General features: G+C 42.6%; 20 protein-coding genes. 12 read left to right on the top strand and 8 right to left on the bottom strand.

The genetic code is table 11. The features are described from left to right. Positions 1 to 260: 260 nt before the first annotated feature. Entirely contained in the window at positions 261 to 1,073 is an 813-nt protein-coding gene (locus B3S92_RS11390) for a thioesterase family protein (RefSeq protein ID WP_296206206.1), read from the bottom strand. Positions 1,074 to 1,247: 174 nt separating this feature from the next. Further along, positions 1,248 to 2,204, bottom strand: a complete 957-nt coding sequence (gene ispH / locus B3S92_RS11395) for a 4-hydroxy-3-methylbut-2-enyl diphosphate reductase (protein ID WP_296206207.1) — start codon at positions 2,202 to 2,204, stop codon at positions 1,248 to 1,250. Between the two features lie 244 nt (positions 2,205 to 2,448). Here ispH and gmk point away from each other — a divergent pair, with 244 nt between their 5' ends. The 6 genes from gmk to B3S92_RS11425 all read left to right on the top strand — a co-directional run bounded on the left by gmk (position 2,449) and on the right by B3S92_RS11425 (position 10,403). Next, on the top strand, positions 2,449 to 3,063 hold the full coding sequence (gene gmk / locus B3S92_RS11400) for a guanylate kinase (protein ID WP_296206210.1): 615 nt from the start codon (positions 2,449 to 2,451) through the stop codon (positions 3,061 to 3,063). Positions 3,064 to 3,220: 157 nt separating this feature from the next. Beyond that, positions 3,221 to 3,481 carry a DNA-directed RNA polymerase subunit omega gene (gene rpoZ / locus B3S92_RS11405; protein ID WP_077450745.1) on the top strand — a complete coding sequence of 87 codons (261 nt, stop codon included), beginning with the start codon at positions 3,221 to 3,223 and terminating at the stop codon, positions 3,479 to 3,481. Positions 3,482 to 4,194: 713 nt separating this feature from the next. Then, entirely contained in the window at positions 4,195 to 6,384 is a 2,190-nt protein-coding gene (locus B3S92_RS11410) for a RelA/SpoT family protein (protein ID WP_296206278.1), read from the top strand. A gap of 68 nt (positions 6,385 to 6,452) precedes the next feature. Beyond that, positions 6,453 to 6,848 carry a Rid family detoxifying hydrolase gene (locus B3S92_RS11415; RefSeq protein WP_077450746.1) on the top strand — a complete coding sequence of 132 codons (396 nt, stop codon included), beginning with the start codon at positions 6,453 to 6,455 and terminating at the stop codon, positions 6,846 to 6,848. Positions 6,849 to 6,949: 101 nt separating this feature from the next. After that, positions 6,950 to 9,280: a primosomal protein N' gene (locus B3S92_RS11420; protein WP_296206217.1), complete on the top strand. Its 2,331-nt coding sequence runs from the start codon at positions 6,950 to 6,952 to the stop codon at positions 9,278 to 9,280. A gap of 64 nt (positions 9,281 to 9,344) precedes the next feature. Continuing rightward, positions 9,345 to 10,403: a cation diffusion facilitator family transporter gene (locus tag B3S92_RS11425; protein ID WP_296206220.1), complete on the top strand. Its 1,059-nt coding sequence runs from the start codon at positions 9,345 to 9,347 to the stop codon at positions 10,401 to 10,403. Positions 10,404 to 10,591: 188 nt separating this feature from the next. On the opposite strand, the gene B3S92_RS11430 is transcribed toward B3S92_RS11425, so the two are convergent. The 3 genes from B3S92_RS11430 to serA all read right to left on the bottom strand — a co-directional run bounded on the left by B3S92_RS11430 (position 10,592) and on the right by serA (position 13,635). Beyond that, a complete protein-coding gene (locus B3S92_RS11430; RefSeq protein ID WP_296206223.1) occupies positions 10,592 to 10,954 on the bottom strand; it encodes a hypothetical protein in 363 nt (120 codons plus the stop codon). Between the two features lie 294 nt (positions 10,955 to 11,248). After that, positions 11,249 to 12,127 carry an MBL fold metallo-hydrolase gene (locus B3S92_RS11435; protein WP_296206225.1) on the bottom strand — a complete coding sequence of 293 codons (879 nt, stop codon included), beginning with the start codon at positions 12,125 to 12,127 and terminating at the stop codon, positions 11,249 to 11,251. A gap of 281 nt (positions 12,128 to 12,408) precedes the next feature. Further along, positions 12,409 to 13,635, bottom strand: a complete 1,227-nt coding sequence (gene serA, locus B3S92_RS11440) for a phosphoglycerate dehydrogenase (protein WP_296206228.1) — start codon at positions 13,633 to 13,635, stop codon at positions 12,409 to 12,411. Between the two features lie 463 nt (positions 13,636 to 14,098). Here serA and B3S92_RS11445 point away from each other — a divergent pair, with 463 nt between their 5' ends. Next, positions 14,099 to 15,511, top strand: coding sequence for an FAD-binding oxidoreductase (locus B3S92_RS11445; RefSeq protein ID WP_296206282.1), 1,413 nt, complete (start codon positions 14,099 to 14,101; stop codon positions 15,509 to 15,511). A 107-nt stretch (positions 15,512 to 15,618) separates the two neighbouring features. Here B3S92_RS11445 and B3S92_RS11450 read toward each other — a convergent pair whose 3' ends face one another. Next, positions 15,619 to 16,260 (bottom strand): BLUF domain-containing protein, encoded by a 642-nt coding sequence (locus B3S92_RS11450; protein WP_296206229.1) that lies wholly within the window; start codon positions 16,258 to 16,260, stop codon positions 15,619 to 15,621. A 589-nt stretch (positions 16,261 to 16,849) separates the two neighbouring features. On the opposite strand from B3S92_RS11450, the gene B3S92_RS11455 reads away from it, so the two are divergent. Beyond that, positions 16,850 to 18,487 carry a carbon-nitrogen hydrolase family protein gene (locus B3S92_RS11455; RefSeq protein WP_296206232.1) on the top strand — a complete coding sequence of 546 codons (1,638 nt, stop codon included), beginning with the start codon at positions 16,850 to 16,852 and terminating at the stop codon, positions 18,485 to 18,487. Between the two features lie 66 nt (positions 18,488 to 18,553). Continuing rightward, positions 18,554 to 19,105: a protein disulfide oxidoreductase gene (locus tag B3S92_RS11460; RefSeq protein ID WP_296206235.1), complete on the top strand. Its 552-nt coding sequence runs from the start codon at positions 18,554 to 18,556 to the stop codon at positions 19,103 to 19,105. Between the two features lie 62 nt (positions 19,106 to 19,167). Here the strand turns inward: B3S92_RS11460 and B3S92_RS11465 are convergent, their stop codons facing one another. Continuing rightward, positions 19,168 to 20,469, bottom strand: a complete 1,302-nt coding sequence (locus B3S92_RS11465; RefSeq protein ID WP_296206238.1) for an oxygenase MpaB family protein — start codon at positions 20,467 to 20,469, stop codon at positions 19,168 to 19,170. A gap of 313 nt (positions 20,470 to 20,782) precedes the next feature. Between B3S92_RS11465 and B3S92_RS11470 the strand changes: the two genes are divergently transcribed. Further along, the gene (locus B3S92_RS11470; RefSeq protein WP_296206240.1) at positions 20,783 to 22,168 is read left to right on the top strand and encodes a solute carrier family 23 protein; all 1,386 of its coding nucleotides are present in this window, start codon (positions 20,783 to 20,785) and stop codon (positions 22,166 to 22,168) included. An 83-nt stretch (positions 22,169 to 22,251) separates the two neighbouring features. Here the strand turns inward: B3S92_RS11470 and B3S92_RS11475 are convergent, their stop codons facing one another. After that, a complete protein-coding gene (locus tag B3S92_RS11475) occupies positions 22,252 to 23,244 on the bottom strand; it encodes a DMT family transporter (RefSeq protein ID WP_296206243.1) in 993 nt (330 codons plus the stop codon). A gap of 117 nt (positions 23,245 to 23,361) precedes the next feature. Between B3S92_RS11475 and B3S92_RS11480 the strand changes: the two genes are divergently transcribed. Together B3S92_RS11480 and ppc are read left to right on the top strand one after the other, a co-directional pair. Further along, complete coding sequence (locus B3S92_RS11480; RefSeq protein WP_296206246.1) at positions 23,362 to 23,664, top strand: monooxygenase; 303 nt, start codon at positions 23,362 to 23,364, stop codon at positions 23,662 to 23,664. A gap of 199 nt (positions 23,665 to 23,863) precedes the next feature. Next, positions 23,864 to 26,644 (top strand): phosphoenolpyruvate carboxylase, encoded by a 2,781-nt coding sequence (gene ppc, locus B3S92_RS11485; RefSeq protein ID WP_296206247.1) that lies wholly within the window; start codon positions 23,864 to 23,866, stop codon positions 26,642 to 26,644. Positions 26,645 to 26,665 lie beyond the last annotated feature (21 nt).

The following is a 26,665-nucleotide window of genomic DNA, read 5'->3' on the forward strand; positions in this document are numbered from 1 at the left end:
ATATAAAGTTCAGCAGCCGGATCTATAGACTAGCTTGGGATAACTCTCTAATAGGGGCACGTACTAAATTTTTCAAGCAACAAGTGATTAATTTCGCTCCCCTAACCTGTAACGACTTGTCTAAATATTTTCACCTAGACTTATACAAAAAAACGCCAGTCGAATTAACCGGCGTTTTTTTGTAACTGTGCAATTCTATAAACTGTATTTTTTTAGTAGTCTGGCTACAGTCCGTAAGGATTAATATGTTAAACAGCAACTTAGGCCATAGCACGAATAGTCAAAATCTGTTCACTACGCCCAAAAGGCCCTTGCAAATCGTGCAAAATGGTACTGGTTAAGCCAATACCATCTTCACCATATTGCTGCACTGCTTCAATCCCTAGCCATTTACCTTGTGGCAGTCGGTGCATATGGATTTGCAAGTCAGTGTTGGGGAAAGCCCACTGCATCTCAGACATTCTTAGCCCATTTCGGGGTACCACGCCATTGGCAGTATCGACCAAACCTATAAGACGTACTAAATCTGAGGTGTTCTCATCTTGAACCATATCAAGCTCTGTGGTCAACCAAACCAGGCCTTTGCCAGGACGTCGAGCAGGGTCTGAGGCCAGTTTGATACTTTCAATAAAGCCACCCGGCCAGCCCTTCATCTCATCCCAAACAGGTAAGCTCTCAGGATGCGAGGTGGCTACCAAATCTTCTAGACCTGCAATTTCAGCCGTATCTTGAGTCAATAAACGCCAAGCTCGGGCGATGATACAATCTCGTCCACCACTGCTCATTACCGCTTCGATAAGCTCGATGGTTTTGCCCGGGCGAATACAGCGGGTGGTAATAGTAAATTCTTGTAGAGGTATTAGGCCTAGGATATCTAAGCTTATCCGTGCTATGCGCAGGTTTGACTGAGGAGAGAAAAGCTCAAGCTCGCGGGCTAGAATCCCCGTGGCTGGTGCCATGTGTTGCTCATGTTCATTCCAAGCACCCTGAGCATGTAACGTCGGTTTATAATGTGCGACTGTACTATTATCGGACTGAGTTTCTCGTTTAATAAGTTGGTAATATGAAGTCATAAGTCATCCTTAACTTTTTATTGACTATTGATTATCGGGAGTAAATTCAAAGCTTTGTGTAAAAAGACAGCGAGCTTACAAAGGGCAATTGGTTTAAAAAATGGCCGTTTTAATACTTAAAAAAACTGTGGCTATTTTTCAATAAGCCACAGCTTTTTCTATTATTATTTTAGATTACACTCTAACCTGCTTTACAGGGATGCGTAACTCTTTGGGCAGACTAAAGGTAACATTTTCTTCAATACCCTTCAATTCATCAGGCATATCCCCGCCCCAATCTTGTAACTGGTTTAGCACCTCTTGAATAAGAACCTCTGGAGCAGAAGCACCGGCGGTTACCCCCACCGCATTGACCCCGTCAAACCATTCCTTTTTCATTTCACCCGCATTATCAATAAGGTAGGCTTTGCAATTCATGCGCTCAGCCAGCTCACGCAGACGGTTTGAGTTAGAAGAGTTTGGCGAGCCTACCACCAATACCACTTCACAACGTGCAGCCAAATCTTTAACCGCATCTTGACGGTTTTGGGTGGCATAGCAGATATCATCTTTACGCGGCCCTTGAATATTAGGGAACTTCTCACGCAAAGCATCGATAACTTTCGCTGTATCGTCCATAGACAAGGTGGTTTGGGTCACAAATGCCAAATGATCAGGGTTCTTAACCTCAAGCTTTGCCACATCCTCTTCGTTCTCTACCAGATAAATCTCGCCCCCATATTGAGCGCTAAAGCGGCCCATGGTGCCTTCTACTTCAGGGTGGCCTTGGTGACCGATTAAAATAGCATCCATATTGTCACGGGCAAATTTTGCCACTTCGATATGAACCTTAGTAACCAAGGGACAAGTGGCATCAAATACGGTCAAATCACGGCGTTTGGCTTCATCTTCCACCGCTTTAGAAACCCCATGCGCTGAAAAAATAACAATAGACCCATCCGGTACTTCGTGCAGCTCTTCGACAAATACCGCCCCACGATTGGCCAAGTCAGAAACCACAAATTTATTGTGTACTACTTCATGACGCACATAGATAGGTGGCTCAAAACGTGTCAATGCCTCATTTACAATAGCAATAGCACGGTCAACACCAGCACAAAAACCACGTGGATTGGCAAGATAAATTTGCATAACAGACCTTCACAATAGATAATCAGATAAATAAAGTAGGCCAACGCCAGCTAAACTTCTAGGCTTTTAACCAAATTAGTAGGCTTTTAACCAGATTGGACAAACTATTTTGTGACTACTTTAACATATCCAGTAAAATAGCACGTATAGAAGCTTCTATTTTGGTGTAATAAACATCTATTTTTCATAATCCTTATTCACCGCAATTATTATTTCAAATCCCAACCCTAAGAGATTTTCTTATATGAAAGGTTCACTATTTATTGTCACTGCCGCTTCAGGCACCGGTAAAACATCCCTAGTTAAGCAGCTTATCGCCACCACCAATGACTTAGCTGTCAGCGTCTCTCATACTACCCGAGAGCCTCGCCCAGGTGAGGTTGATGGTCACCATTATCACTTTACCGACACTGAGACCTTTACCAAGGGAATTGAAGCAGGAGAGTTTCTTGAACACGCGCAGGTCTTCGATAACTATTACGGAACCTCACAACAAAGCGTGAATAACCAATTAAACTCAGGTATCGACGTGATTCTGGAGATTGACTGGCAAGGTGCCTTGCAGGTTAAAGAGCTGTATGACGATGTGACGATGATCTTTATTCTTCCGCCCAGTAAAGCCACCTTGCGCCAACGTTTATCTTCACGTGGTCAAGATTCGCAAGAGGTTATCGAAAAACGTCTGGCCGGTGCAGTGACCGAGATGCAGCAGTATGTTCATTTTGATTACGTGGTTATTAACGATCAATTTGAAGCTGCCTTAACTGAGCTGAAATCTATTATTGTCGCCAAACGTCAGACGCTAAGTCGTCAGCAAGCCCGTTATGGGGATACTATTAGCGATCTGATCAGTGAGTAGTCCAAAATTAATACAATAAAGTAGCCCTTTAATTTTATTAATAAAGTTTCTAGTGGCTTGTTGAAATAAAGCTACCCACTTCATCCAGTAAATTTGCTATAATAACTGATTAACTATCGAATTTTTATATATCACCTAGTGATAACAAGAGGACTTTATGGCACGTGTAACCGTAGAAGACTGCTTACATGCAGTAGATAACCGCTTTGAGCTGGTATTGGTTGCCAGCAAGCGCGCCCATCAATTGGCCAAAGGCATCTCTGAGCCATTAGTTGAAGTCAATAATGACAAACCAACGGTATTAGCATTACGTGAAATCGCAGAAGGTTTGGTATCTAGAGATATCCTAGACCAACCTGATCATCATTTTGCTACCAACTCATTAGACTTAGCATTAAGCGGTGGCCAAGGTTTTTAGTAACTGACTGGCTAAATGCTAAAGAAGAGTATGTTATTTATGAAACAACCCCCTCTTCTTTAAGCTCTTTAATATAAAAACCACGATAAGCGTTAAGCAAGTCGTGGTTTTTTATATTCTAATTGATTTTCATGAATAACATTTGTTCTCTACACCTCGTTAAAGCTGTGTTTTATCGAATTAAAAAAGGTCTTATACCGCACTCTGTGCTGCACCTTAGCTGACTTTTAGGCCCATTTAGGACGATTATTTTATTTTTTTTAAAGCATTCCTAGCTTATTGGTTGACACGCAGCTATTTTTAAGATTAATTAAGGTATTAAACGCGGTGTAATTTTATTAGCTAAATATTAATTTTATTACTTTATTTTTATAATTTGACCTGGGATGGACTTGATACCCCTTGAATAAGTCTGAACAGGGAATTATTAAATTACTTATAGACTTACACTCTAAACTGATTGCCTATTATTGTCTGTTATCTGGCTGAAGGATGATTAAATGATGTTAACCTCAAATGTTAAGAATATTTCTAATCCTGATGCAAGCTTATCTGACTCTGAAGCCGATATGATTGATTCTCTAAAAACTGATATTGATGGCAATGTCATCAACAATATTGCCAATTCAAACAACATTGTGGACACCTCACTAAGTCCAGATATCATCTTGCCAAACTCCTACGATGATGAGCATTTAAATCAAACCTCTTATATGCAAAACCTACCTAAGCTTAGCCATCATTTGGTAGATGAAGCTCAGCGCAACTTAATGCGTGCTGTGGCCTATTTAAATGATACTGAGAAGCAAGATGTGCTAAAAGCTTGTGCTTACGGGGATAAAGCACATATCAAAGACAAAAGAAAATCTGGTGAGCCGTATATCACCCACCCTATCGCCGTTGCTGAGATCCTAGCGGGCTTCCGTCTTGATAGAGACAGCATTATCGCAGCAATATTGCATGATACGGTAGAGGACACAGAGGTAACTTCAGAAGAAATAGCCCAAATCTTTGGGGAAACTGTGGCAAGCTTGGTCGATGGGGTGACCAAACTAAAGTCTTCCAGTCATAATAAAAGACAAAATAAAGCGGCTACTTTCCATAAGATTATGTCTGCCACTTTAGATGATCCTAGAGTGCTAATTATTAAGCTTGCTGACCGCCTGCATAATATGTCGACCTTAGACTCAGTACGCCGAGAAAAACAAAAGTCTACCGCGTCTGAAACCTTAGAGTTTTATGTGCCATTCGCCCGTTTAATGGGGATGAATGACATAGCCGACTATATGGAAATCTTGTGTTACCGTAACCTAGACCCGGTTATGTATACCAAGATGTCAGACAAGCTTTTACAGCATGGTTTGGGCCGAAAATATCAAAAAGAGACCATCCAGCAGTACCTCAATTATGTACTAGATCGACACAATATCTCAGGTCATGTGCGTACCTTAGAAAATACGGTCATTATGTACCGTCAATTTTTCCGTAACCGCGGAGAAATCGATGATTTATTGCGTCACTATGCCTTTGAAATTGTTACCAATACCATTGAAGATTGTGATTCATTGGCAGAATATCTGATCAAAAAGTATCGTATCTCTGATAACTTCGTTGAAGATAACATTCGCCATCCGCTACCCGGTGGTAACCAGTCGTTAACCCTGACCTATAAGCGCGATAACGATACCATTAAAGTCACTTTGCTTACCCGTAAGATGGAAGCTGTTTCTCGCCTGGGTGTTATTGGGGCAGAGCAAGCCTCTGAATTGAGCCGTTCTGTCATTAAAGCTTCTTTACGCAATATGAAAGAGCTTATCGATTATGATGCAGAGCGCGAAGGCAAAGAAGGCAATCCTGACTATGATGAGATGGTGGAAACCATTGATGAGCTAATCTCTTATCTAAACACCCGAAAAATACTGTGTTACAGCCCCAAAGGCCGGGCTTATGAGCTGCCGCGTGGTGCCACAGCTTTAGACTTCGCTTATGCGGTGGGTCCTAAAGTGGGTAATATCGCAGTTGGAGCCAAAATCAATGGTGAAAATGCCAAGCTAGGCTCTACCCTAAAGCCTGGCGCTACTGTAGAGATTGAAGTCGACGCTAATGCCAAACCTAAGGCTGAGTGGCTCGGTATTGTGGTGACCAGTAAGGCACAGCGCTCACTAAAACGTTGGTTCAGTAGCCTACCTATAGAAGAGCAGCAACAGCATGGCAAGCAAGCTTTAGACCGTGCCTTACAAACCTATGGCAAATCTCTTGATGATGTCACCGAAGCGGACTGGCAAGACTTATTACTCTGGCAAAATGTCGATAAGAAAGAGGACTTATACGAGCGTATGAGTGCGGGCGCCTTACTGCCCCAGTTGGTGGTCTCAAGGCTGTTTAGTGATGATGTCACCAAGACACACCAACAAGCCAGCCAAAAAGGCTTTGATCGTCCCAATCAGCTTTTATCTAACGCCAACGGCGTTGAAGTCCACTTCGCTGGTTGTTGTCGACCCATTTTTGGTGACCCTATTATTGGTCACTTGACCATGCACGGCTTGGTGTTACACCGTCATCGCTGTTATTCTATTGTCAACAAATATGTTGAGAAGCCGTATGAGTTGGTGCAACTCAACTGGTATAGTGAAGAAGAAATAGAAAAAAGTATTGAGCACCCCAGTGAGCGTCCACACTTTACAGCTTATTTAAAGATTAACCTGGCATTAACCGATGAGCAGGTCTCGCATGTGCTGTATACTTTAAGACAGCTAAGTATTGGGATTGAAAAAGTAGACGTTCGCTCTGACTCAACGATTATTCATGTGATAGTGCGCAGTCGCAGCCATGTCTTAGAAGGTATTGAGGCTTTACGTCCTCATGTGGGCTTTGGTAGTATTCGCCGTCTATATCGCTTATAACGGTATACTTCATCTCAAACTTCAAACAAATGAACTGTTCATTTTAATCAATAAAAAAGGAAATAATTATGGCCCGTCAAATTATTCATACCGATAAAGCTCCAGCAGCCGTTGGCGCCTATTCACAAGCAGTAAAAATCCCATCAGCTGGCGGTAGCTTGGTATATATCTCAGGTCAGTTGGGTTTTGATCCAGAGACTATGGAGCTGCGTGACGGCTTTGATGCCCAAGCCGCTCAAGTTATGGACAATATCGAAGCTATCTGTGAAGCTGCAGGTGGTAAACTAAGTGATGTGGTGAAATTTAACGTCTCGCTAACCGATTTAAATGACTTCGCCGCACTAAATGCTATCTTCTCTGAGCGCCTGTCTGAACCATTCCCTGCGCGTGCTGCAGTACAAGTAGCTGCACTACCTAAAGGTGGTATCGTTGAGATTGAATCTATCTTATTTATCGAAGACTAATGGCTCAAGCATTGGCTTGTGGCTATTTCTAGCTGATAAACTAGGTTATAAACTAAACAGGCTTTAGTTTATAACCTTTCCCTTAAGGAGGCTTCCACCTGATGCTGATTCGTGTCGCCCTACCGGTTCCTCTTTATCGTGAATTCGACTATCTTCCTCCCTCAGATAAACCTTCAGATAAACTAAGTACTGCTGATGACGCCGCTTCTGCCCTTCCCCCTATTGGAGGAAGAGTACAAGTCTCCTTTGGCCGGCAAACCTTAATCGGCATCGTTGTTGATCATATTGACCGCAGCCATAGTGAAATCCCAGTCAATAAACTAAAAGCCATAAAACAGGTTATTGATACTGAGCCCTTATTAAGTCAGCAGATGCTGTCTTTAGCGCGCTGGTTGGCAGGTTATTATCATTACCCCTTAGGCGATGTGATTTCCGTCATGTTGCCAACCTTGATTCGCCAAGGCAAACCTCTCGATTTATTGATTACTCATTGGCGCATCCTACCCAATGTTAGTGACGATGATTTCCATAGCAACGCACATAAGCAAAGACAGCAATTTGCACTGCTAAAATTACATGGGAAACATGGAGCGAGCGAAGACACCTTACTATTAGAAGGGATGCAGCGTCCTTTTTTAAAACTGTTGGAAGAAAACGGTCTAATTGAGCGCTATGTACAACCGAAAGCAGCGCCCAGTCCGGTTACCTTGGCCAAGATGCCACTGACACTTAATGACCAACAGAAGCACGCCGTTGACAGTATCGTGGCCACCGCTAAAGAGGGCAAATACTGCGGATATTTATTAAACGGGGTGACAGGTAGTGGCAAAACTGAAGTCTATTTGCAGGCGATGCAATCTGTGCTGGAGGCTGGGAAACAAGTCTTAGTACTGGTCCCTGAAATTGGATTAACACCACAGACCAGAGCTCGCTTTGCAGAGCGTTTTGCAGCCAACATTCTGCTGCTACACTCTGGGCTTAATAATACTCAGCGTATGCATGGCTGGGAGGATTGCCGTGAAGGACGGGCCCAAATTATTATCGGCACCCGCTCCTCCATCTTGCATCCTTTTGCTAACTTAGGGCTGATAGTGGTCGATGAGTCGCATGATCAGTCTTACAAGCAACAAGACACTTTGCGCTATCATGCGGCAGATGTGGCACTATATAGAGGCTATCAATTGGGAATTCCTGTGGTATTAGGCACAGCGACCCCCTCATTAGAGCATTTAAAATTGGTTCAAGACGGCAAATTGACCGAGCTTGTCCTCACACAGCGTGCCGGTAACGCCCAAGCGGCTACCTTACAATTAGTCGATGCCCGTGACAATCCCACCCAATACAGTAACTCACCAGCCACTCCCAGTGAGCAAGCTTCCTTATTACCAAACTTAAAGCACTCACAAAATACAGGACTGACAGAAGATACCATCACTGCTATTCGAGATACTTTAGAAGCCGGTGATCAAGTACTGGTTTTTTTAAACCGCCGTGGCTATGCGCCTATCCTGCTGTGTGAAGCCTGTGGCTGGCAAGCCGATTGTGTCCGCTGTGAGGCCCACTTAACGGTGCATCACAGTCAGCTCAATACGCACCAGCCCAGCTATTTAAAATGCCATCATTGTGACTGGCAAGCCTCTATCCCACTAGCCTGCGCAGACTGTGCGAGTGTCAACTTAAATGCTGTGGGTATGGGAACCACTCGATTGACAGAAAGCTTACATGCTCTTTTTTCAAACCCTCAGACCAGTAAAAAAACGTATCCAATCATTCAGATTGATCGAGATACCACTCGAAGAAAGGACAGTTGGGAGGACATCTACCGGCGCATTAATACTGGTGACCCTGCCATCTTAGTGGGGACCCAAATGGTGGCCAAAGGACACCACTTTCCCAATGTTACTTTGGTGTGCTTGCCAAATGCTGATCGCGGATTTTTGTCCCCAGACTTTCGCTCACCAGAGCACACAGCACAATTAATTGTCCAAGTAGCTGGCCGCTCAGGCCGAGGTAGCAAACCTGGTAAGGTCTTAATTCAGACGGTACAGCCTGAAAATCCTTTACTACGCAAACTGGTCCGTGATGGTTATCAGCCTTTTGCGTTAGAGCTGTTAAAAGAGCGAAAAATGCTGGGTTTACCTCCCTATACCCATGGGGCGCTGATTCGCTGTGAAGCGAAAACATTACAACGGGCCACTCAGGTCTTAAAAGATGCCATTGCTCTGATGCCTCAGAATGACTTGGCTATTTTGGGCCCCATTGACGCGCCAATGAAAATGAAAAACAGCCGCTATCACAGTCAGCTTTTATTGCTATCCAAGCAGCGCCAACCGTTGCATCAGCTATTAAACTTTTGGTGGCCCCAGGTTTTACAGTTGCCTTCAGCCAAGTATCTCAAGCTGACTTTGGATGTGGATCCTGTCGGCTGGTAGCCACCAAAACTTGATTTATAATATAGATTTACTACTCATAACTTTTCGGAGATTAATAGCAGCCATGACCTCTAATAGTGATCATAACCATGAGCCTATTCATGCTCATGACCCACCCCACTTTCACGATGAGCCCGGTGCTCGAGATATGAGTAAGCAGCGTCGTACTTTGCTGTTCAGCTTCGTTCTAGTCACAATATTTATGTTGGTAGAAGCTGTCGGTGGTGTACTAACCAACAGTTTGGCCCTATTATCAGATGCCGGGCACATGCTGTCTGATGCGGCTGCCTTGGGAGCCACTTTACTGGCCTTTAAAATAGGTGAAAAAGAAGCCAATAAAGAAAAGACTTATGGCTACAAACGTTTTGAGATATTGGTCGCAGGAGCCAATGGCGCAACCTTAATCATTATTGCTTTAATGATTGTTTGGGAAGCTATAGGCCGTTTTTCATCTCCCCCAGAGATTGCCTCTAAGGGTATGTTAATCATTGCCACTATTGGATTAACCATTAACTTGATAGTGGCCTATATGCTACATCGTGGCGGTGCTTCTCACAGTCATGACCATGAGGATCCCGAGTCAGGATCGCAAAACCTTAATATGCATAGTGCCTACTTGCACGTATTAGGCGACTTATTAGGGTCAGTGGCGGCCATTATTGCAGCTTTAGCAATGATGTGGATGGGCTGGGCGTGGGCTGACCCTGTGGCGTCAGTTGTGGTGGCCATTTTAATCTTGATCAGTGGTTTTAGGGTGGTAAAAGCGTCAACACATATCTTGATGGAGGGTACCCCAGAAGAGATTTGTTTAGACGAGGTAAAAGAGACCATTGAATCTCATGAGCACATTATCACTGTCCATGACTTGCATGTGTGGAGCATTACCAGTGGTATTCATGCCCTATCTTGTCACGTAGTGGTTGATGGTGATATGCGTATCCTACAGGCTAGTGAGTTGATTCATGATATTGAGCACAGTTTGGCTCAATTAGGTATTAGCCACACTACCATTCAGGTTGAATCAGTAGAGCACCCTCATAACCGATTAGACGCCATAGTGTGTGCTTTGGATGAGGTAGACAGCCCTAATACGGGACACAGCCATATTGGTCACCATCATTAATATTCTTTACAGCACATATAGACATAGACACCTATCCTTGTAATAGGCTGTCTATGTCTGCTTCTACATCTAAATGAGTTGTCTCAGCTAACTAATGTCTCAGCTAACTAATGTCTCAGCTAACTAATGTCTCAGCTAACTAATGTCTCAGCTAAATAAGCAGCTATCTACTGTAACAGACCGCCTTCTTATTTTAACGGCTGTAGCGTTTGACGAAGGGACTCAATCTCTTCTCGGTATTGTTCAGGCTTTATTTGCAAAATACGAAACAGCTCAAGCACAAACTCATCAGCAGTATAAAAGGGATCGATATAGCTGCCATCTAAGCCTAGGTTTTGACTACAAAGCACATAACGCAGGCGATCCGTGGCGGCAAAAGTATGCTTCCTAGGATAACCCATCGATTTTACGATATCAGCCGATCGAATTTGAAGTAGGGTAATTTGTTGCACAGCCAATACTGCCAGTGGGCATTTTGGTTTGTATCGAGGCGCATATTGGAAAGTATTGGTGGGGGCTGCGGTGGCAGTAAGGGACTGAAATTTACACATGATAGACTCCTAGAACTCCGACTGAAACGAATCTTAAAAGGCACAACGGACCGTGTCGGAGTACAGGTTCATGCGCTTTACCAGAGTTGTTTTATATCGTGCTGGAAGTTGCAGGGATAGCAGTTATTAATAATCCAGCTATCCATTAAACCCACGATGTTGATTTATTATCTTATCACAAAGTTTTAGCTGAATAAATAAAAGCTCAGGCTATTTTACCAGCCTGAGCTTTTACATACCTTTAATTTGAATACCTTTAAATTATCTCAGCAATTATTTTAAGGCAGTCAGTCACTAAAGAGTATTGATCGGTACCTTTAAATAACGAACACCATTATCTTCTGGTTCTGGCATCTCGCCGGCACGAATATTGACCTGAACCGAGGGGATAATCAGTCGTGGCATCTCAAGGGTGGCATCCCGTTCAGTGCGCATCTTTGCAAATTCAGCCTGACTGATCCCATCTCTGACGTGAATATTGCCAGCTTTTTCTGCAGCCACTGTAGTCACTGGAGAATGCTCACGCCCTTCTGGTGGATAATCATGGCACAGATAAATTTCTGTATCCCCAGGCAGCGATAATATTTTTTGGATGGAGTGATATAAATCGTCCACGTCTCCCCCTGGGAAGTCCACTCGGGCTGTGCCCACATCTGGAGCAAATAGCGTATCCCCCACAAAAATAGCCAGCGCACGCTCACTATCGGTCGTATCTTGTGCCACATAAGCCATATCAGCTGGTGTGTGGCCTGGCACATGCATCACGCTAAGCTTGATATCGCCTAACATAAACTCAGTGCCTTCTTCGGTTAATTTATCAAACTGACTGGCATCTGTCTTAAAGTAGTTATCTAGGTTAAATACTTCTTTGAATATTTTTTGAACCTCAGTGATGTGCTTACCTATCACCAACTCACCGCCTAGCTGCTGTTTTATATGCGGTGCCGAACTAAGATGGTCGGCATGAGCATGGGTCTCAATAATGTACTTTACGGTTAAATCCTGCTCTTTGACATAGTTGATGACCTCATCCGCCGACTCAGTACTGGTATGCCCTGATTTAAAATCATAATCCAATACAGGGTCAATAATGGCACACAGCTTATTGGCCTCATCAATTAATACGTGAGTATAAGTCTCCGTATCCTCATGTAAGAACGATTTAATTTGCATAGGACTACCCTTCTATTTTAAATTTTATTTAACTTTATAATGCCTGAAAACGGTTATAATTACCATATAATAATATATATAAATATGTAATATATATAGATATAGTAACAGCGGATTAATTGTTGAGGTAATTGCCCGCCTGATTCCGTAACATCATATTAGTCTTGATAGTATTGCTCTTATAGCATTGGCTCCATAAAAGTAGACGCATAAAAAAAGCTGGCCATGGCCAGCTTTTTTTTACAACAAGTAATATCCTTTAAGTCCTTAGACTTAATGACTTAGAATAAAACACGAACGCGGATGGTCTCTTTGATGTTTCTTAACTGATCCAAGGCTTCTTTTGAGTTACGGTTGTCCACATCCATAACCAAATAACCCACATCGCCTTCAGTCATTAAGCTTTGTGCCAAGATGTTAATACCAGCCGTAGCAAATGAGCTGTTAATTTGCGACAGTACGCCTGGTACGTTTTGGTGAATGTGCAGTAAACGGTGTGAGCCTTCTTTAACTGGAATACTAACTTCAGGGAAGTTCACAGAAGTTGTGGTATCACCGGCGTCAGAGTATTTAACGAACTTCTCTGCCACTTCAAGACCAATATTGGCTTGTGCTTCTTGAGTAGAGCCCCCGATGTGCGGCGTTAAGATAACGTTGTCAAACTTACGCAGTGGGGATTCAAACTCTTCTTCTGCTGATTTTGGCTCTTTCGGGAAGACGTCTACTGCAGCCCCTAAGATTTTACCTGACTCTATTGCAGCGGCTAAGTCATCAATCTCAACACAAGTACCACGGGCAGCATTAATAAAGTAGCTGCCGTCTTTCATAAGATCAAACTGCTCTTTTTTCATCATATAACGCGTACTTGGTAGGTCTGGTACGTGTAAAGTCACAATATCTGCATTTTGTAATAATTCTTCTAAACTACCAACTTGCACTGCATTACCTAAAGGTAGCTTGGTTACTACATCATGATAAATAACTTTCATACCTAAGCTTTCGGCAAGTACTGATAACTGTGAGCCAATTGAGCCATAACCCACAATACCCATCACTTTACCGCGAACCTCATGTGAGTTCTTAGCTGATTTACCCCAACCGCCGCGGTGTACCACAGCGTTTTTCTCAGGGATACCACGGTAAAGCATAATCGCTTCTGCCAGTACCAGCTCAGCCACTGAACGGGTGTTTGAATAAGGGGCATTAAATACGGGAATACCAAACTCACGAGCAGCTTCTAAGTCTACTTGGTTGGTACCGATACAGAAACAACCGATTGCAATAAGTTTTTCTGCCTGCTCAAGAATGTCACGAGTTAACTGAGTACGTGAGCGAATACCGATAAAATGAGCATCTTTAATTTTTTCTGCTAATTCATCAGGATCTAAAGCATGCGATAGATATTCAATATTGGTGTAACCCGCATCATTTAAAACTTTCAGTGAGTTCTCGTGTAAACCCTCTAGCAGTAAAAAACGTATTTTATCTTTCTCAAGCGATAATGCCATGTCTTTGCCCTTATTTTGATGGGTTATTAATTTTAATGGGTTATTAACAACTAACCTTATCTGGTATCACTTTGCCATAAAAAGCCAAAAAGTGAAAAATATGACGTTGAGTGAGCCACTATTTTTGTGACCGCCCTAAAACTAAAGTCGCTCGTCTCGAACTGCGACTTACATCCTCTATTAGCACTATGTCATAATATAACTATCTTATAACATATTTTATTATTTTGGCAGACTAAATTATGAATAAAGCCCTGTCAAATACGACTATAATGGTAAACTTTCAGTTATGCGGTTTGTCGCAACTGGCTTTTGTTTGTTTGTAACTTGTTTTGTATCATAAACTTTTGTAGAGACCAATATGACTGCACCCAATGTTTTAAATAATGCTTCCGCTGCTCATGAGCTGGCACACAGTTCAGATCAATCCTTAGTTGATGCTCCAGAGCTTTCAAAACAACAAATAACTGACCCTGCAGCATTAACCGCTCTACTCACTAGCCTAACTACTAGCCACGGCTTTGACGATAGTCAAATTAAAACCGATGCTGAGAGCTTAGAGCATTGGGGTAAAGACTGGACCAAACATTTTGCCCCCGCACCCTGTGCCATTGTTTTTCCCAAATCAACCGAACAAGTGCAAGCGGTGATAAAGCTAGCCAATGAGCACAATATTGTTGTGACTCCGAGCGGTGGCCGTACCGGTCTGTCTGCAGGCGCTGTGGCCAGTAATGGCGAGATTGTCATTAGTCTAGATAAAATGAATAAGATTGGTGAATTCTACCCAGCCGACAGAATGGTTGAGGTTGAAGCCGGTGTCATCACTGAGCAATTACAGCAGTTTGCTGAAGACAAAGGCTTATATTACCCAGTCGACTTTGCCTCAGCAGGCTCTAGCCAAATTGGCGGTAACATCGGTACCAATGCCGGCGGTATTAAAGTGATTCGTTATGGCATGACCCGTAACTGGGTACTGGGCCTGACTGTGGTTACTGGTAAAGGCGATATTTTAGAGCTCAACCGCGGTATGATTAAAAACGCCACCGGTTATGACTTACGTCACTTGTTTATTGGTGCAGAAGGTACTTTAGGTATCGTTACCAAAGCACAGATCAAGCTTGAGCGCGCACCGCAAGATTTAACGGTGATGGTATTTGGCATGGATGAATTTGAGCACGTGATGAACGTGTTGTCCGCTTTCCAGTCACAACTTGATTTAACCGCCTTTGAATTCTTTGATGAAGTGGCGATTGATAAGTTAATGGCCACCGGTCATGTTCAACAGCCCTTTGAGGCGCGTACCAAGTACTATGCCCTATTAGAATTCGAAGCCCCCTACGAGCCGATTATGGACAAAGCGATGGCCATGTTTGAGCAGTGTATGGAGAACGGTTGGATTGTGGATGGGGTAATGAGTCAAAGCTTATCGCAAGCTGCTGAGCTGTGGAAACTGCGTGAGTATATCTCAGAGACCATCTCTGTATTCACCCCCTACAAAAACGATGTGTCAGTACTAATTAGCTATGTGCCTGAGTTTATTAAAGACATTGAGGCCGTAGTAAACGCCAATTACCCTGACTTCGAGATTTGCTGGTTTGGTCATATTGGTGATGGCAACCTGCATCTAAATATCTTAAAGCCGGAGAACCTATCTAAAGATGAATTCTTTGAGAAATGCCAAAGCGTGAACGACTTAGTGTTTCAAACCGTTCAAAAATATGGCGGCTCGGTATCAGCAGAACACGGCGTGGGCATGACCAAAAAGCCTTATCTAAGCTATAGCCGCAGCGAAACTGAGATTGAGTATTTAAAAGAATTGAAGAAGGTATTCGATCCAAAAGGTATTATGAACCGTGGGAAGATTTTTGATGTTTAAGTCAGTTTATAGCATCAACCTGATGCTGTTTTAAGCTGTCTTTCTTTTTAAATCCTTTTTTAAATCACTTTTTAAATCATGATGTTTCTTAAAAAATTGCCCTTTATTTAATTAAAGGGCAATCGAAACAATAGCACTATGGCGACAAGGGTCAAAATAGCCAATACACTTTGAACCAAGATAAAGGCCTGATGCGGTCCTACCACATGCTGAATCATGTTTCCTAAGGCATTGAGACTAATGCCCGACTCCTGGACATGCGGTGGAGTTTGAATTTTTTGAATGGCGTGTAGGAACTCTTCTGTTTCCTCCTTATCCCATTGACTGGGTTTAAAAGGAAGAAATCTAGACAAAGTATCTGCCTGTTTTTTGGTCTCAGGAGACCATAGCCAACGCTCTAAAAACATCAAGCGCATTCCCCAATTGCTAAACTCTCTCTGCTCAATAGGTTGCACTATCAGTATTTTTGCTTCTTTGTGCCGGGTATCATCAAAAATCTCTTGCAGCAAAGGCAACAGTACCTTTTTCTGTCCTTCCAAGCATTGCAAAAACTGACCGTTTCCGTAGCAAAGTGTCCCTGTGATCCCATTTTGTTGATTATATCGACGAGCATCTTGCTCTACAGTCTGGAAAATAGCGGGCTTAAAACGGCTTTTGAAAGTCAGGCTACTAGCATAGACCAAACGAACCAAAGCGTTATCTTCTATTTTACTTAACGCCGTGGCTGTACTGTGTTCGTTGAGAGGCATAATTCAGTCCTTAGTATGCATCACAGTTTGTTATCCAAAGCAGAATTAAATAGGGCATACATAATTTAATGTCAATAATACAATAAATTACGTTTTTTATATACTTATTAACATATAAATTAAATATTTGTTGTTTCAACTGTTTTTAAGCCTAGCTATAGCTGCTATAAATTTTAATTTTTCTATAGACCAGGTAGATTGTCTGTGGGGACTAACTCAATTTGTAGACTGAAGGGAATTAAGCATATTAACGCAGCTTCACAACAATAATATATAGGTTACAATTCTTTAGTTTTCATCTACTTCCTGACCCTTATAATATGTTTTTTTATAATAATTTAATGCCCAGTACCCAGTTGTTATTAACCAGTGCTCAGTATTGGCTTTTATTAATGAGCACTTAGAGCAACGGTCTATTTTATCTTGGCTAGCTATAAATTATTTAGAGCCACTTATTTATTTACTAATAATTCACTTATTGATAACACCATCTGAGTGGGTGACGCTATAACCTCTTTATATTTTTTATATTTATAAAAGCTTTAAAACTTTAAATCCAAACTTTTCTATCCTCGCGACGAGTAATCCCATGACCCAAAAAACTGAAGACTTTCACTTAAAAATAGCTGAAATTAAGAAAAAAGATTATCCTCAACTAAAAACCTTAATGGATCGAGTGTATGTCAACTTAGGCGGTGCTTGGTCAAAAAACACCATCCATACCCTGATTGACTCCTTCCCTGAAGGACAAATCGCTTTATTTGACCATGATAAATTAATCGGTATGGTGTTAACCATGCGTGTTAATTATCAAAAATTCTCTAACCCGCATACTTATGATGACTTACTGGGGCAACGTGAGATTATTAAAGATGATCCCGAAGGTGATGCGTTATATGGTATTGATGCTCTAATCGATCCAGACTATCGTGGTTATCGTTTGGGCCGCCGTCTTTATGATGCCCGTAAAGAATTGTGCCGTCAGATGAACTTCAGAGCTATTTTGGCAGGGGGCCGTATTCCCAAATACCACAGCTACCAAGACATGACTCCGGGTGAGTATATTGATGCTGTTGAAAACCGTGAGATATACGACCCTACTCTATCTTTCCAACTGTCTAATGGCTTCATCGTTAAACGTATTTTAACTGGCTATCTTCCTGATGATCAGCAGTCTAAAGGTTTTGCGACTTTATTAGAGTGGGCCAATATCTATTATGAGCCCCAAGACTATAAGCCCAACACTCGAAAAACCGATGTGCGTATTGGCGGCATTCAGTGGCAGATGCGTGAGGTGGAGTCTCCTGAAGAGTTATTACAACAAGTTGAGTTCTTCGTAGACATTATGGCCGACTATAATGCTGACTTCGCTTGCTTACCAGAATTCTTTAATGCGCCACTTATGGGGCTGTGTGAGTCAACCGATCAAAACATTGCAATTCGTTTTTTAGCGGACTACACCGAGTGGTTTAAAAACGAGATTTCAAATTTAGCCGTCAGTTATAACGTCAATGTCATCACCGGCTCTATGCCATTGTTTGATGAAAACGAAGAAGTGCTTTATAACGTCAGCTACTTATGTCGCCGTGATGGTACCGTTGAAGAACAACGCAAAATCCACATTACCCCACATGAGCGTAGTGCTTGGGTTATTGAAGGCGGCAACAAGGTACAAGTTTTCGATACGGATGCTGGGCGTATTGGCATTTTGATTTGTTATGATGTAGAGTTCCCAGAGCTTGCTCGTTTATTGGCTCTAGAGGACATGGATATCTTGTTCGTTCCTTTCTGGACAGATACCAAAAACGGCTATTTACGCGTTCGCCACTGTGCTCAAGCTCGTGCCATTGAAAACGAATGCTATGTTATGATTTGTGGCTCTGTGGGTAACTTACCTCAAGTTGAAAGCTTGGATATTCAATATGCTCAGTCTTCGGTATTTTCTCCGTCTGACTTTGCTTTCCCACACGACGCAATCATGGCGGAAACCACCCCGAATACGGAGATGGTATTCTTCTCAGATTTAGACTTAGATAAGCTTATCCATGTGCGTAATGAAGGATCGGTCAATAACTTAAAAGACCGCCGTGAAGACTTATTTACCCTTAAATGGAAAAAGAAAGCCAAAAAATCTGTGGAAGACAGCTCACCAGAAGAGTTAAAACAAAACTCTCATAGCGTCACCGAAGGGGTGCCTCTGCACGATAGAGCAACCAAACCCTTTTAAGTAAAAGCTTGATATAGAATTTCTCTGGCTTTTGAACCCATTTATTTATTAAAGATATGAATAACTATGACACAGGATCAAAAGTCAGTAGATGGCTTACAACTTAAAAAACCAAAGTCAAAACTGCTCTCTTGGGGCTGGTCTGCTCTTAAATTCTTGGTGCTTTTTGCCGTTATCTACACTGCGATCAATTGGTGGCGGCAACCGGTCATGCCAGCCGATCCTCAGCTGCAATTGACAGATTATCAAGGACAAAGTGTTGATATTGAAGCTTTGAGCCACGAGTCGCCGGTGTTGGTTTATTTTTGGGGAACTTGGTGCCCTATCTGTAGCACCACCTCTCCAAAAATAAACTCATTAGCACAATCAGGCAACTATCCTGTGGTAAGCATTGCTGTGCAGTCTGGCAGTAATCAGGATATTGAGCAGTATATGAACGAGAACAACTACTCATTCACCACCATTAATGATGAATCTGGCAAGATATTTAGTGACTGGGAGGGACAGGTCACCCCCTCTTATGTGGTCCTTAAAGATGGCGAGATGAAGCAAGGCTTAACCGGTATTCAACCTGAGTGGTCACTTAAGTTAAGACTATGGTTGTCTTCTTTATTTTAATCTCTTTATTCTAAACACTTACCTATCAATTTTTATTGATATATATTTTGGGTTGGTAACGGCTACTCACTATAATAGCTGTCATTTTTTCGCAACCACCAGTTCATATTATTCTGTCGTTTCGCTCTAAAGTCTTCAAGCTTAATAGCCGCCTTGGTATTATGACGCCTTAAAGTATCTAGCCCAAACAATATAGGCACACTGACCAATACCCCGTGACGTAGCCGAGACTTAGGCAACCCCAGCCCATCGCTGATATCATCACCGACAAGCGTGCGAGTCACACTGGCATTGACCAGCTCTACAAACCTGCCCTTTCTATTGTCCTCACCCATAATTTGTGACGGTAATCTATGCAGAGCGTCTGCCAAGGGCTTACCTACTTCAAAGTCTAAATGCTGCGTCGCCAAATAGGTATAGAGCCACGCCCAGCAATCCGTCTCATTCTGTGGCAAACGCTTCAAATCAATACCCATCCACCAACTGGCTAAGTGCCATAGATGCAAAATACCTTTGGCTTCCTCTGCGCTAATTCTTGCGCCTAATATTCTTAGCCCACGCATGATAAGCAGTGAAAACTGTAGATGCGTGGCCACCATGTCGGTCTGATTAATAGGTGTGCCCCAATAATCGCTATCCCAGCCTTCCTCAATAAGCTTTTGCCGCACTATGGCATGTATTTGACGTACGTTAATGCTCTGACGCCACCCTTCACTACCTATGGCCAACACCGTTGGGGCATCATTAAGTCCAGGGTGTTCTGAAACTGCCAAAATATACGAGTAAGTGCGCATTAATCTGGGCAACGCCTCATGAACCAAAGCACCAGTCTGTATTAAGGGTAATGACAAAGCAGGAATACTGTATCCCGCCATTAAAGCCACATTCCTTAATAGCCAAATCAGCATCAAGGGATAGCGGCGATAAGCTACGGCACCAATTTCAGCCAAGTCTGCGTCAAACCAATCGGGATGAGTAGAGAGTTGGGTGACCAGCTGCTGAAAATCAGGGTTATCGGTTAAGTCTTTCTTTAAGCTTAAGTTTATCTCTAAATCTAAATTAGAATTTGATTCCGTATTTAAAGGATTATTAGACCGAACTCCTGATTGACTCGATGCAGTGTTTGAGGTTTTTTGAAGAATGTAAGCTTGCAATGGTTTGGCAAATTTTTGATTATTCGCAAGTAGTCTATCGACAACCGGATCACCGATATCATAGCCTTCTGCCATTTCTTCAAGCAATGCTGAGGATACTGTAAAATCTTTTGGTAATAAGAATTTGCGAATTCGCTTTAATACCTGTAACTCAGCATGCTGAGTTATCTCTGTGGTACGACCATGCTTTCGAATCATTGAGTTACTCATGTTAAATTTATCCTACTGAATATAAAGATGATAACAGGGGATAAAAAATATGTATTTAAATAGGGTTTTAAATATTAGTATAGCGTGACTTAACTATTATTGAGTTAATATTACTTATTCTATACAGGCTACTTCAGATCCAAATTTATTAACACTTCCATTATTTCATTGTTTATTTTAAATTGTCATCGCAACACTCTACTTATAACCTATTAAATTCGTCTATAATACATTTCCTTACAATACTACTGTCAACATCTCCTCTATTAGCGTCATTAATACATCAATATAACCCCCACACTAAGGACTACCTATGGACCCTCGCCCTGTGGATACTCCCACATCTCACACTGTAGAACCCACCCCTTTATATGAGTATGACCCTGACTTTAGTAATGGAAAATGGTTTCCGACTTGGAAGCCTTTCCAAGGGGATCTAGATCAGCATCCTGTCGCTATTAATGAGTACTTACCTGCCGGCAAAAGTATCATGTTAGGAGTACAGCATACTTTTGCTATGTTCGGGGCAACCGTGCTAGCGCCTTTATTAATGGGCTTTGACGTTAACCTTGCCATCTTAATGTCAGGTATCTGTACTATCTTATTCTTCTTGATGACGGGCGGACGTATGCCCAGTTATCTAGGCTCTAGCTTTGCTTTTATTGGTCCCGTTATCGCAGCCACAGCTTATGCCGGCAGCGGTCCTAATACCAATTTAAATGTGGCACTGGGCGCCATCATGGTTTGTGGTATTCTCTACGCTCTAGTGGGTCTGCTGGTGATGAAAATCGGTACCAACTGGATTGAAAAATTAATGCCTCCCGTTGTTACTGGTGCGATTGTTATGATTATTGGTCTAAACCTTGCACCTGTCACGGTACAAGGGGTCTCTGCCAACCAGTTTGATGCTTGGATGGCGACTTTAACCGTGGTATTGATTAGTAGTGTGGCCATATTCACCCGAGGTATGCTGCGCCGTCTGCTGTTACTGGTAGGCCTAATTCTTTCTTATGTGATTTATTATCTGGTAACTAACATTATGGGCTTTGGGACTCCTATTGACTTTAGTGGCGTCCAACAAGCGGCCTGGTTTGGGATACCTACGACACATAAGCCAGAGTTTAGCTTGAATGCCATTATTCTTATTGCCCCGATTGCCTTTATTCTAATCGCTGAAAACCTAGGTCACTTTAAGGCCGTAGAGGGCATGACTAAGTCTCATGTTACCCCTTATATTGGTCGTGGCTTTTTAGCGGATGGTCTGGCCACCACTTTCTCTGCAGGCTTTGGTGGTACAGGGGTAACCACTTATGCGGAGAATATTGGGGTAATGGCGGTGACTAAGGTTTATAGCACCACCATTTTCGTTATGGCTGGTATTGTGGCTATCTTCTTAGGTTTATCACCGAAGTTTGGCGCTATTATCCAAAGTATCCCCCCTGCACTACTGGGCGGCGCTTCCATTGTGGTGTTTGGCTTAATTGCTGTGGCTGGCGTGAAAATCTGGATTGATAATAAGATCGACTTTAGCAAAAACAGCAACCTCATTATTGCTGCTGTGACCGTTATCATGGGTGCCGGTAACTTTAGCCTACATTTGGGCGGCTTTGACTTAGGTGGCATTGGTACAGCTACTTTAGCGGCCATCGTGCTAAACGCTTTATTCAATCGTGAAATTGCCAATAAACGTCCAGCTTAGGCGGATTGGTTGCACTAATTATTTATTAACCCTGTTAATAGTCTGAATGTATAAAAGCCCACAGTTTACGCTGTGGGCTTTTTTTATTTGCGGCGATAGAACCTTGAAAAAAAGCGATAGCGTCGCATTTTGGTATTTTGAGTTAACGGCTTGGGTTTTAACGAGCCTAGATAAATAGCAAACATGGTTAATCCAGCACCCGTCCACTGTAAGATATTAATCGACTTGTGTAACCAAAAATAGTCGATGAATAAGGCTGCAACAGGCTCACTTAAGAGCAATAACCCAGTTAATGCCAACGATAGTTTTGGGATTGAGTAAGCAATCAAACCCCAAGCCAAGCACTGCATCACCGTGCCATAAACGATAATCCAACCCAAATCAGAGAGCGAGTTTGGCAGTATTTGGCCTTTATCAAACAAAAACATCGGGATTAGCATCGCCAAGCTACCGCCGATACTAATTCGCTGCATCAATAAAAATATGGGCGTTGGTGAGGCTTGGTGGGTCAAGCGAATAAAGGTCATCGATGCTGCCAACATACTGGCTGAGACGATACCGGTTATAAAACCATACGCAGCGTGATCGTTACTGGCAAACTCTGGGCTGGCAATAAATACCACACCCATCAGGGCAATAACCAAACTTATTAACTGTAATATGGTCTGACGCTCTTTAAATATTAAAAAGCCTATAGCCGCCAAAAAGAATATTTGTAAGCTATTGAGTAAGGTAGATATCCCTGGGCCAACCGCATAAATACTTTCATGCCATAACGCCAAATCCAAACCCAAAAAGGCGCCAGACAGCAGAGCAAAAATAAGTGCCTTTTTATTATTTAGGCGGCTGTTGGTAATGTTAGGGTTAGAGTTATTGTCATTAGCGTTGGGCATTTTTTGGCGAAACACTGTAGCCAACATAGTAAAGACTACACCAGACACTGCCAATCGCCAAAAGGCCATAGCATAGCCTCCGACCTCAACATGGGCAACGATAAGACTGCCTAACCCAAATATTACGCACCCAATAATCAGCCCAATCGCTGGCAACTGAGAGTTGTCCTTTTGTTGTATCATAAATCGACCTAACACTATCCCTTAGAAAATAACGCGAAATCAGCTTGAATAGTGATAAGTATAACCTTACCTTAGAGATAGAAGACACTCTTTGAAGAATATTATTTAGGAATCATTATGAAATACTTACTACAAGTTGATTTTCCATACTCAGGCCCGTTTGGTGATGAGTTTTTTTCAGCCATGAAAGAGTTGGCTGAAGATATTGCTACCGAGCCTGGTCTTGTCTCAAAAATTTGGACCGAAAACGAAGAGAATCAAGAGGCAGGCGGTATTTATGTTTTTGACAATCTAAACGATGCCCATCGCTACCTAGATAAGCATACCCAAAGGCTACACTCTTTTGGATTTACCGACATTAAAGCCAAAGTATTTAAAATCAATGAAGAGCTAAGTGCGATTTGTCATGCCAAATTTTAGTAAGTAATTACTATTTCATATTAAATAGATGATACGTCCTTAATTTTCAGGTATTGTTTTAATTAGAAGATTTCTATAAAGTTTTTCATAGGGTAATAGCCCGCTGTTAAAGCTAAAAATAGAATGAGTTAAACAAGACACACCATCACATAAAAAATTCAGCATATTAAACATAAGCTGTGAATTTAAGGACAAATAAATGCCATCGAATGATAATATTTTGCGTTCGCGCGTCAGATTACTTGGGTCATTTTTAGGGGAAGCTATTGCTCGCCAATCAGGGCAAGAGACGGTTGAAACCATTGAGGTATTACGCAAAGGCTTCATTCAAGAACGTCGCTCCCCTGATCCAAAAAATAAGCAAAAACTAATAGAACTCATTGCCTCTTTAGACAATAAGACGCTACAAAATGTTATTCGTGGCTTTTCAATTTATTTCTTTTTAGCCAACCTCACAGAAGAAAACTTCTTACAACAAGAGCGGCGCACCTTAAAACAGAACTCTTACCATTATTGGGAGGGCTCGTTTCGCCACACTTTATTAGAGTGCAAAGAGCGCAATATTGAAGCAGACCAAATCAAAGAGTTGATCGATCAACTAAAGTTTATACCGGTATTTACCGCTCATCCCACCGAAGCTCGTCGCCGCACTACGATGAACATCTTGCAGAACATTTATGCTCATAGTAATACCCTAAATGAGCTACCTGAAGGCAGCTTAGCTTATGAAGAAGCCAAACAAAAAACAGCTGAAGCCATTGATTTGCTGTGGTCATCGGATGAGGTTCGCACCCGCAAGCCCTTAGTTTTTGATGAGATTAATAACGGGCTACATTACTTTAATGCCAGCTTATTTAAAGCCATTCCTCAGGTGTATCGCAATATAACAAATGCCATTGTAGACATTTATCCGGAATTGTCTGACTACCCGTTACCGGCCTTCTTACGCTTTGGCTCTTGGATTGGCGGTGATAGAGATGGCAACCCTTTTGTTACCCACGAAACCACAGAAATGGCGGTGTTAATGCATGCCAATACTGTGCTGCGTCATTACCGCGTTGTCCTCAAGAAGTTACGCCGTGAACTGATTCACAGTGACACCATCGTTGATATTTCTCCTGAAATCTATCAACGTATTGAGGACTACCGTGATCTGGATCAAAAGGTGTTTTACTATAATCCAGAGGACTACAACCATGAACCTTACCGTAGGCTTCTATCGCTAATCCTTGAGAAAATTTCAGCCACCAACCAATACATTCAAAGCCGAGGAGAAGATTTAGAGGCCGCAGCTTATGCTTACGCCAGTCCTGAGGCGCTATTAGATGACTTACGTCTAATTAGACAAAGTGTCAGTATTCATGATGAAGCCCACTCAAAAGGGTTGCTGCTGGATATGATTCGCTTGGTCAAAACTTGTGGCTTCCACCTTGCCTCCTTAGATATCCGTCAAGACTCCGCTTATCATGGTGAAGTTATTGCAGATATCTTTGACAGCGCCTCTAACCTACCCGACTATCGTAATCTTAGTGAAGAAGAGCGTCAGCAGTGGTTAACTCGTCTTCTGCAGCAACCCGGCACACCGCTCATTTATAGCGACAACTTAAGTGACCAAACTCGTGAACAGTTGGCTTTAATGCACTCAATTGCCAAGCTGAGAAAGCTGGTCGGTGAAGACACCTTTGGTAGCTATATCATCTCGATGACCAACAATGCCAGTCAACTGCTGGAAGTTTTATTATTAATGCGCTTTGCTGGCCTATCCGGGGTCGATGAGGAGGGCAATTTATTTGCAGCTTTACCTGTAGCCCCTCTGTTTGAGACCATCGATGACTTAAAGAACATCGATCATATTATGCCTGCAGTATTAGACAATCCTCTGTATCGTCAGCTATTGCAAGGCTCAGACAATATTCAAGAGATTATGCTGGGCTACTCAGATTCATCAAAAGATGGCGGTATTATTACCTCAGCCTGGCAACTATACAGCGCCCAACAAACCATCACTGAGATTGCGAAAAAATACGGTATCCAAACCCGCTTATTTCATGGTCGCGGCGGATCTGTTAGCCGTGGGGGTGGCTCAACTCACCAAGCTATTGCTGCTCAGCCGGCAGGCACTCTAAATGGCCAAATCAAATTTACTGAGCAAGGTGAGGTGCTCTACGCCAAATACGCCAATCCAGACACGGCAGTATTTGAATTGACCATGGGTATCACTGGTGCCTTAAAGGCCAGTTCGTCTCGCTTCGTTGAGCAGCCCAAGCAGTTATCGAGCTATGAGTCCTTATTTGCGCGCTTAGCAGAAGCTGGCGAGCAGCAGTACCGTGCGCTTACTGATAATACCGAAGGCTTCTATGAGTTTTATTCGCAAGCGACGCCCGTTCAAGAAATTTCATTATTAAATATTGGCTCTCGCCCCGCTCACCGCAAAAAAGGCTTACCCAGCAAATCGACCATTCGCGCTATTCCGTGGGTATTTGGTTGGTCTTTGGCCCGCTTCACCTTACCAGCGTGGTACGGTGTAGGCAGTGCTCTTGATAGTGTTAAGCAAGATGAAGCGCTAATGAAAGAGATGAATGATAACTGGCCATTTTTTAAAGCCTTTATCAGTAATATTGAAATGGCGTTTACCAAATCAGAGATGAATATTGCCCGTGCTTACAGCCAATTATGCGAAGATGAAACCTTACGCGAAACGGTGATGCAGGCTGTCATTAAGGAGCATGAGCTGACGCAATCAGGGCTCAACTCTTTGCTTGAGCAGCAATCTTTGCTATCTGGGCAACAGGAGCTGGCAAACTCCTTGGAGTGGCGTAATGCTTACTTAGACCCCATGAACTACATCCAGATTGAGCTGCTAAAGCGTCTGCGTCGTTCTGATAAAGCGCAACAAGAGGCTCACAACAGCTTAGATGTGGAAGACCCCTTAATTCGCAGTATCAACGCCTTGGCTGCAGGCTTACGTAATACCGGCTAAGCGCTTATAAATAAATTTAGA

It is taken from the genome of Psychrobacter sp. UBA3962, from assembly GCF_002385225.1.
In the GTDB taxonomy this organism is placed as follows: Bacteria; Pseudomonadota; Gammaproteobacteria; order Pseudomonadales; family Moraxellaceae; genus Psychrobacter.

Excerpts from the sequence above, each read along its gene's own strand:
- B3S92_RS11390 (WP_296206206.1), bottom strand. The coding sequence starts at position 1,073 with ATGACTTCATATTACCAACTTATTAAACGAGAAACTCAGTCCGATAAT.
- ispH (WP_296206207.1), bottom strand. The coding sequence starts at position 2,204 with ATGCAAATTTATCTTGCCAATCCACGTGGTTTTTGTGCTGGTGTTGAC.
- gmk (WP_296206210.1), top strand. The coding sequence starts at position 2,449 with ATGAAAGGTTCACTATTTATTGTCACTGCCGCTTCAGGCACCGGTAAA.
- rpoZ (WP_077450745.1), top strand. The coding sequence starts at position 3,221 with ATGGCACGTGTAACCGTAGAAGACTGCTTACATGCAGTAGATAACCGC.
- B3S92_RS11410 (WP_296206278.1), top strand. The coding sequence starts at position 4,195 with ATGCAAAACCTACCTAAGCTTAGCCATCATTTGGTAGATGAAGCTCAG.
- B3S92_RS11415 (WP_077450746.1), top strand. The coding sequence starts at position 6,453 with ATGGCCCGTCAAATTATTCATACCGATAAAGCTCCAGCAGCCGTTGGC.
- B3S92_RS11420 (WP_296206217.1), top strand. The coding sequence starts at position 6,950 with ATGCTGATTCGTGTCGCCCTACCGGTTCCTCTTTATCGTGAATTCGAC.
- B3S92_RS11425 (WP_296206220.1), top strand. The coding sequence starts at position 9,345 with ATGACCTCTAATAGTGATCATAACCATGAGCCTATTCATGCTCATGAC.
- B3S92_RS11430 (WP_296206223.1), bottom strand. The coding sequence starts at position 10,954 with ATGTGTAAATTTCAGTCCCTTACTGCCACCGCAGCCCCCACCAATACT.
- B3S92_RS11435 (WP_296206225.1), bottom strand. The coding sequence starts at position 12,127 with ATGCAAATTAAATCGTTCTTACATGAGGATACGGAGACTTATACTCAC.
- serA (WP_296206228.1), bottom strand. The coding sequence starts at position 13,635 with ATGGCATTATCGCTTGAGAAAGATAAAATACGTTTTTTACTGCTAGAG.
- B3S92_RS11450 (WP_296206229.1), bottom strand. The coding sequence starts at position 16,260 with ATGCCTCTCAACGAACACAGTACAGCCACGGCGTTAAGTAAAATAGAA.
- B3S92_RS11455 (WP_296206232.1), top strand. The coding sequence starts at position 16,850 with ATGACCCAAAAAACTGAAGACTTTCACTTAAAAATAGCTGAAATTAAG.
- B3S92_RS11460 (WP_296206235.1), top strand. The coding sequence starts at position 18,554 with ATGACACAGGATCAAAAGTCAGTAGATGGCTTACAACTTAAAAAACCA.
- B3S92_RS11465 (WP_296206238.1), bottom strand. The coding sequence starts at position 20,469 with ATGAGTAACTCAATGATTCGAAAGCATGGTCGTACCACAGAGATAACT.
- B3S92_RS11470 (WP_296206240.1), top strand. The coding sequence starts at position 20,783 with ATGGACCCTCGCCCTGTGGATACTCCCACATCTCACACTGTAGAACCC.
- B3S92_RS11475 (WP_296206243.1), bottom strand. The coding sequence starts at position 23,244 with ATGATACAACAAAAGGACAACTCTCAGTTGCCAGCGATTGGGCTGATT.
- B3S92_RS11480 (WP_296206246.1), top strand. The coding sequence starts at position 23,362 with ATGAAATACTTACTACAAGTTGATTTTCCATACTCAGGCCCGTTTGGT.
- ppc (WP_296206247.1), top strand. The coding sequence starts at position 23,864 with ATGCCATCGAATGATAATATTTTGCGTTCGCGCGTCAGATTACTTGGG.